This window comes from Pseudoalteromonas sp. SA25, from assembly GCF_011378705.1.
GTDB classification, from domain to species: domain Bacteria; phylum Pseudomonadota; class Gammaproteobacteria; order Enterobacterales; family Alteromonadaceae; genus Pseudoalteromonas; species Pseudoalteromonas arctica.
Genome location: NZ_WTKV01000020.1, coordinates 89,461 through 96,296, shown reverse-complemented (window position 1 = coordinate 96,296; position 6,836 = coordinate 89,461). Strand labels below are relative to the sequence as shown.

6 protein-coding genes are annotated in these 6,836 nt (G+C 38.5%); 3 read left to right on the top strand and 3 right to left on the bottom strand.

All coding sequences use genetic code 11. The features are described 5' to 3' along the window. Positions 1-104 precede the first annotated feature (104 nt). Entirely contained in the window at positions 105-1,478 is a 1,374-nt protein-coding gene (locus GQR45_RS15925; RefSeq protein ID WP_096058041.1) for an IS4 family transposase, read from the top strand. 47 nt (positions 1,479-1,525) lie between these two features. Here the strand turns inward: GQR45_RS15925 and glnB are convergent, their stop codons facing one another. Continuing rightward, on the bottom strand, positions 1,526-1,864 hold the full coding sequence (gene glnB, locus GQR45_RS15920) for a nitrogen regulatory protein P-II (RefSeq protein WP_002962211.1): 339 nt from the start codon (positions 1,862-1,864) through the stop codon (positions 1,526-1,528). A gap of 159 nt (positions 1,865-2,023) precedes the next feature. Between glnB and GQR45_RS15915 the strand changes: the two genes are divergently transcribed. Both GQR45_RS15915 and GQR45_RS15910 read left to right on the top strand, forming a co-directional pair. Beyond that, positions 2,024-2,575: a GspH/FimT family pseudopilin gene (locus tag GQR45_RS15915; RefSeq protein WP_010555100.1), complete on the top strand. Its 552-nt coding sequence runs from the start codon at positions 2,024-2,026 to the stop codon at positions 2,573-2,575. A gap of 79 nt (positions 2,576-2,654) precedes the next feature. Next, on the top strand, positions 2,655-3,185 hold the full coding sequence (locus GQR45_RS15910) for a GspH/FimT family pseudopilin (protein ID WP_165726464.1): 531 nt from the start codon (positions 2,655-2,657) through the stop codon (positions 3,183-3,185). 1 nt (position 3,186) lies between these two features. Here GQR45_RS15910 and GQR45_RS15905 read toward each other — a convergent pair whose 3' ends face one another. After that, positions 3,187-3,609 carry a type IV pilin protein gene (locus GQR45_RS15905; protein ID WP_010555102.1) on the bottom strand — a complete coding sequence of 141 codons (423 nt, stop codon included), beginning with the start codon at positions 3,607-3,609 and terminating at the stop codon, positions 3,187-3,189. A gap of 10 nt (positions 3,610-3,619) precedes the next feature. Beyond that, on the bottom strand, positions 3,620-6,835 hold the full coding sequence (locus GQR45_RS15900; protein ID WP_165726463.1) for a PilC/PilY family type IV pilus protein: 3,216 nt from the start codon (positions 6,833-6,835) through the stop codon (positions 3,620-3,622). Between the last annotated feature and the right edge of the window lies 1 nt (position 6,836).

The following is a 6,836-nucleotide window of genomic DNA, read 5'->3' as shown; positions in this document are numbered from 1 at the left end:
GCTGTCTCTTATACACAAATCCCTGCTAAGAAATTAGCGGGGATTTTTTTGAACTAAATCTCAATGTCATGATCAGATCTTCAAATCTTGTTTGAGGGCACATTATGATTAACGAACATACTCATTGGGCAAAACAACAATTCGGTAAATCGGACTTAGGTGATCCAAGAAGAACAGCGCGTCTGGTAAAGTTAGCATCAACGCTTGCAAATGAACCAGGAAAACCACTTGTGAACATCACTCAATCCCCCGCCGATATGGAAGGTGCCTACCGCTTTATTCGCAACGAGAATATTGACGCAACGGCTATAGCAGAGTCAGGCTTTAAAGCCACGGTTGAACAAGCAAAAAGTCATAACTTATTACTCGCATTAGAAGACACGACCACACTAATTTATAAACATTCCTCCATTCGAGATGATTTGGGTCATGTCGGACGAGGAGCAAAACAACGAGGCTTGTTAGCTCATAGCGTATTACTGTTTGCGCCAGACACAAAGCAAGTTGTGGGATTAATTGAACAGTCTCGCTGGAGTCGTGATATCAACACGATTGGAAAAAGAGAAAAACACGCGACGACTTCTTACGAAGAAAAAGAAAGTTACAAGTGGGAGTCAGCGTCACGAGCGATGGCAGAGCGGCTGCAAGGACAAATGGCGAACGTGATATCGGTGTGTGACCGCGAAGCGGACATCTACGAATACTTGCAGTATAAACTGAGCGAGCAGCAACGATTCGTCGTACGCTCGATGCAAAGTCGTCATATTGAAGAAGGTGAGGATAAGCTCTATGCGTTTGCAAGCGAGCTGATGAGTGCAGGCACCAAACACATCCACATTGCACAAAAAGGAGGAAGAAAAGCCCGAAGCGCAACACTGGATATCACCTATGCGCCAGTGACACTCAAAGCGCCTTACAATAAGAAAGGACACTCCCTCCCAGTTTACTATGTCGGCTGTGCAGAGCGAGGAAACGCTGAGAACGGCTTAAGCTGGCACCTATTAACCAGTGAACCAGTCACCAGCAAAGAAGACGCTTTAGCTATCATCACCTACTATGAGCACCGTTGGCTTGTAGAGGAATACCATAAAGTCTGGAAAAGTGATGGTACGGATATCGAAAGTTTACGCCTTCAAAGCCAAGATAACATGGAAAGATTGGTGACGATTAATGGCTTTATTGCGACGCGAATATTGCAACTAAAGTTCACCAATGAGCAGCCTGATTCTCCAAGTTGTGAACAACTGTTATCTCCCAAAGCATGGAAGTTATTGTGGTTAAAGAGAATAAAAACACCATTGCCTGAAACTGCTCCAAATATGTCATGGGCGTATCAGGAACTGGCAAAGTTAGGAGGCTGGAAAGATACCAAGCGCACAGGGCGTGCATCTGTGAAAGTGTTATGGCAAGGATGGCTTAAGTTACAAGCCATCCTGGAAGGCTACGATTTAGCAAAATCTCTTGAGTCAGACTTGTGATCAAGAGACAGCTTAGTAAGCGCCTTTTTATTGCGTAGAAGAAAATCTTAAATCGCTTCTTCATCTTCCTCAGCAGTACGAATACGTATTACACGCTCAACATCAGTGACAAATATTTTACCGTCACCGATTTTTCCTGTTTGTGCCGTTTTTACAATAACTTCAATTGCACGGTCTACATCTTCATCAGTCAATACAATATCAAGTTTTACTTTAGGTAAAAAATCAACCATATACTCTGCGCCACGATATAACTCAGTGTGACCTTTTTGACGTCCAAAGCCTTTAACTTCGCTTACCGTCATACCTGTAATACCTACATCCGACAACGCTTCACGCACATCGTCTAACTTAAAAGGTTTGATAATTGCTTCTATTTTTTTCATATTAATTACTTTTGAAAGCTCCAGTTGCCTCGATTTTAGACAATCATGATGTTCATAGCAAACAAAGCGATTGAATTACGGTGATAAAACAACCGATCATGATATAATTTATTATATAAAAATAGCATACTTAGATAACTAGCAGTAAATGAGATTAATATGAAAAACAAACAAAACGGATTCACTCTTTTAGAACTCATGGTAACCGTGGCTATTGTTGGCATTATTGCCTCAATTGCACTTTGGAATAGCAGTAACATGTTAGAAGAAAATAGAGCTGAGAACTTTTTGTTGGAATTAAAAAGAAACATTGCATATGCCCGCTCACAAGCAGCAAGCACCGATGAAATAGTTGTTGTATGTCCTACAGGACAAGGAAAAGTTAAAAACAAACAAGATACGTTCAACTGCAACGCCAAGTGGGATGAGAATAAGATTATTGTTGTATTTATCGATGTTGATAATGATGGAAACTACAATAACGCTTCCGATACATTACTAAGAGCAATGGAAGAAATATCAGACAACGATAAGCTGTCGTTTGATGGTAACGATCGCCGCTTACGCTTTAATACCAGTGGTAGAATTACGACGAAGCCTGGAGACTTTATTTTTTGTCCCAATGGTACTAATGAAAATAATAAAGCATTAACCGTATCACAGTCAGGTACAGCCTTTTACGTTGGCGATACAGACAAAACCTGCGGTTAAAAAAAACACAATTCATATTGTCATATTTTTATCATTTACTATACTGAGCTAATACATTTTATAACTCAGGACTTCAAGGATGAGGGTAACAATATTAAAATCTAAGGGGGTAACACTTCTCGAATTAATGGTATCGATGGCCGTTATCAGTATTATCAGTCAACTTTCAATGTGGTTTTATCCAGATTTTTTAGCAAATAATCGCTTAGATAACCACGTAAACCTTCTGCATAGAAACATTAATTACGGGCGACTTTACGCTATTGAAAATGGAACCTATGTCACTCTTTGTGCACTAAAGAACAGTCAATGTACAAAGGATGAGTGGGATGGCCAAATGTCGCTATTTATCGACAAAGATAAATCAACGACTCTAGATGATGACGAGTTACTCTTAAGTACTTTCGAGGATGTTCATGAAGCTGATACTTTAGAATACCCTCGTAGCGCCATTACTTTTCGCCCGGATGGGTCTTTAAATGGCTTTCAAAACGGTACTTTTATATATTGCCCCAATAGTGATAAAGCCAATCTCGAAGGATTGGCTTTATCTGTAAGTCAAACTGGACGTATCCGTATTAAATCAACTGATAAGTGCCAGAAGAAGTAGATTAACGCCCCCAACAATATTCTACATCTGAATTACCTTTAGTACCTTTAGCGCCTTTGTAACCAGTATCAGTAATTGTAATTTGCTTACAATCACCATCACCTTTGACCGGCCCAGCCACAGGTTTTGCGGTAATGGTAAATGTATTGTCGACATCATCTACATCAATAGATAATTCAAAATGACCATTTTCGGTTTTGTCTTGCAACCCTAAATCAGTAAATTTCTCTGTATATTCCCTATTATCAACAAAATACTGCTCTTCCTTGTTTGCTGCATCTAATAATGCTGCAGCAGCTTCAGCGCGCGAAGCACGCTTTACATATTCTGTATAATTAGGCAACGCAATTGCTGCAAGTATGCCGACGATAGCAACGGCAATCATCAGCTCAATTAAGGTAAACCCACGTTGTTTTTTTATCATTCAAACCTCCTTAATCGTCTTCATTCTGTATGTTTTCATCATTTTCTTCACGCTTATAAATATATGTTTGTTGTGTTTTAAACCCAAACCCCAATGCTTTGTCATTAACAAGTTGTATCTTATCATCTACAACTTTTAATCCTGGGCCTGTAATTTCAAGTGGTTGGAGCGGGTTTTCAGCATTTTCACCTTTGATGCCCGGACCAATTAAATAAAACTGACTTTTTACTTCCTCATCAGGATCATCATCGCATTTTCCGTTATCATCACTATCTGCACATGAAGAACCAAAATAAAGTTGGGGCGTATCTGGCACCTCTGTACTTGTAGCAAATTTCAGATCGTCATAAACTTTAGTACCGTAGTGTAAATGAAATGCGTAAAGAGAGCCCCCTCCTCCACTTAATGAACATTGATTTTTAATTGATGAATCCAATGTAGGAGTAAAAGATGTAAAATAAGCAACCCCACCAACAACGGTTGCTGCTGCTAATGACTTTTCACCAGTAGCTAGTTTATAACGCCACCCAACAAAATCATTCGCAAGTTCATCTTCTAATTTTACAAACTCAGTTACATCATCTAATGCACTACCAAATTTATCATTATTCATCCCCATTAACATACTGGGCGTTATAGTTTGAGGCGCAGATTCGAATAATTTAGTAACTGTATTTTCATCTCTAATCATAAATAATTCATCAGCAGTGCCTCCTCCATTAGGATTAGAACGATTTCCACTACCAATCACAATTGCATCATAAGGTGTATCTAATCGAGTGACTACACCATCATCGGTTATAGTTACTTTACTAAACATAGTTCTCGCCACTACGGGCTTGTAAAAAAAGCGTCTATCTACATCACTACCAAGATCGGCTAACTGAAAATGACTAAATTCACCTTCATCTGATATATCTATACGCCAAATACCTCCACCGGTATCTGCAGCATATATACGGTCAGTATAGCCATCATAATTAGAATCCAATAACGTTACATCAGCAGCAATACTATATTCTCCCTTAAACTCAGCATCCTTAGATGCATCTTCCTTAGGAGCTAAAATCCAAACTTTCTCACCTGTTTTTGCATCAACGATATAAATACCGCGGCCAACTTTGTCTTTAGTTTTTATATTAGCTTTATCGGCATCATTCGAATCTTTATTGTCATCATAGCCTGCCCCAAATATTAAAAGGGGGGTATTTCCTTTTGATTTTATATAAGCAACTTGGGGTTTAGACCACGTTTGGCCAAGGTTTTTATATTTCCCTTCGCCGCCTTTAATAGTCCACATTAAACTTGGGGAGTCTGGCTTTGTAATATCTAAGCCATAATAATTACGACCGCCTCTGCGCATACCTACAGCAGCCCAGACTTGGTCGCCTTTATTTGCGTTAATAGTTCCATCATTTAAACCTTTATCATTTAGGCTCTTATTGTTGAAATAAACGCTAATAGGCCCATCTATACCGTATTTTTTGCTACTCTCTTTTTCTCGAAGCGGCTTAATAATTTTGTATAGTTCAGATGGGATAAATGCCCAACTTTCACTAACTTTATTGTTCGTATCATCGTCTTTAAACATATGCAAAAAACCAGCATTAGTACCAATTAGAATACGAATGTCACCGTTACCATAATCTATTGCAACTGGCTTTGAGTGCAGTGGATCACCAAATATATCACCGCGCACTGCTGATGATGAAAATTCATTATCAACATCAACTCCACGCGCCCAGTCTATAGTATTTTTTAAGTCAGATTCATTTACATCAAAAACAACAGCAGCTTTTTTATTAGTGTCATAGGCATCTTCAATCTTATCAAGATTAAAATCTATTAATGCATTAGTATTTGCGTTTGTAAGTATATTACGAGTTTTGTCACTGCTTATTAATGCTGCATTGACTCCACCCTCTTTTACAGAGCTACCATCGGAAGTTCCATCAGGACTCCAAAATGTATGCGCACTCGTCTTTATAAGGCCATCACTATCAAACGCTTCTATATCTTTGGAATCAATAACTTTGTTACCTGATAATTTCAGTTTTTTTAGATTACCACGCCATCTAGTATGCTTTTCAGGATAAAACATACCTAAGTATATGGCATCTCGACTACGTGTTTGATCTACATTATTGCTTGCAACAGAAGGGGCTGTAAAAGTACTATTTTCCTGTCTAATTTCCGCTACGGCATTATTTAAAGCTTCAGAAAGCTTTTCTGGTGTAGTTGCAGGTAAATTTTTACCACCACCTAATGTTGAGGCTAGTTTTAATAAGTTTTGACCTTTTTCAGTCATGCCAGAACCAAAGCCGATGGTATATAGACGCCCTGTTTCATTAATATCGGGAGTAGATGGATACAAATCAACAATAGTGTCGCCTGTTCCATGAATAACTTTAGCAAGCTGATGCAGCATGTTATTATAATAGCGATCACCGTTAGTTAAATAACTACCAAAATACTTATTATGCTCAACGCTAATGTCATAATCTCTCTCATTATCACTTCCCGAAGATGGGTCTCCATCAGTCATATAAATTATATTTACTGAGTTATCACAGCGCTTGGCTTCAGCCACACTATCAGCAAAAGGTGATATATAAGAGTAACTAGAAACGACATCTTCTAAAACATAGTTACATACTTTCTTAGTCTTTTTTTTACCCTTCCAGTTGTAGTAAACAACATCTTCGCATCTTTGAACTTGTTCTTGGGTAATAATTGCAGATTCGATACCTGCATCTCTTTTATCTCGATCTACCAGAAGAGCATAGTTCAACTCTTTTCCTGTAATATATAAATACGCTTCCCATAAAGTTTCAGCAAGAGGCGTTCCACCGCTAGCTGGAAGTGATGCTATAGATGCATCAATATCAGAGGCAGGGCTACCAATGCCATTTAATACGTAGCCCCCCTTGGTCCCATTAAAGCGCATTAATCCGAAATCAATTGAATCCTTATTATCATCGACTACTTTACTCATAGCTACCTGAGCTGCTTTAAGTCTACTAACACATGAACCGGAACAGCTGCTACTTCCTGTACTTGAAGAGTAAGCCATACTCCCAGAGGTATCAAAAATTAATAGTACTCGCGGTTTTTCATCTGAATTAGCATCTTTATTTACGTAAAGCTCAATATCCTCAGCGTGTGCACGCATATTAATTGCTGATGTAAATAATAAAACTAATGTTATATAAAGTTTAAATTTCATC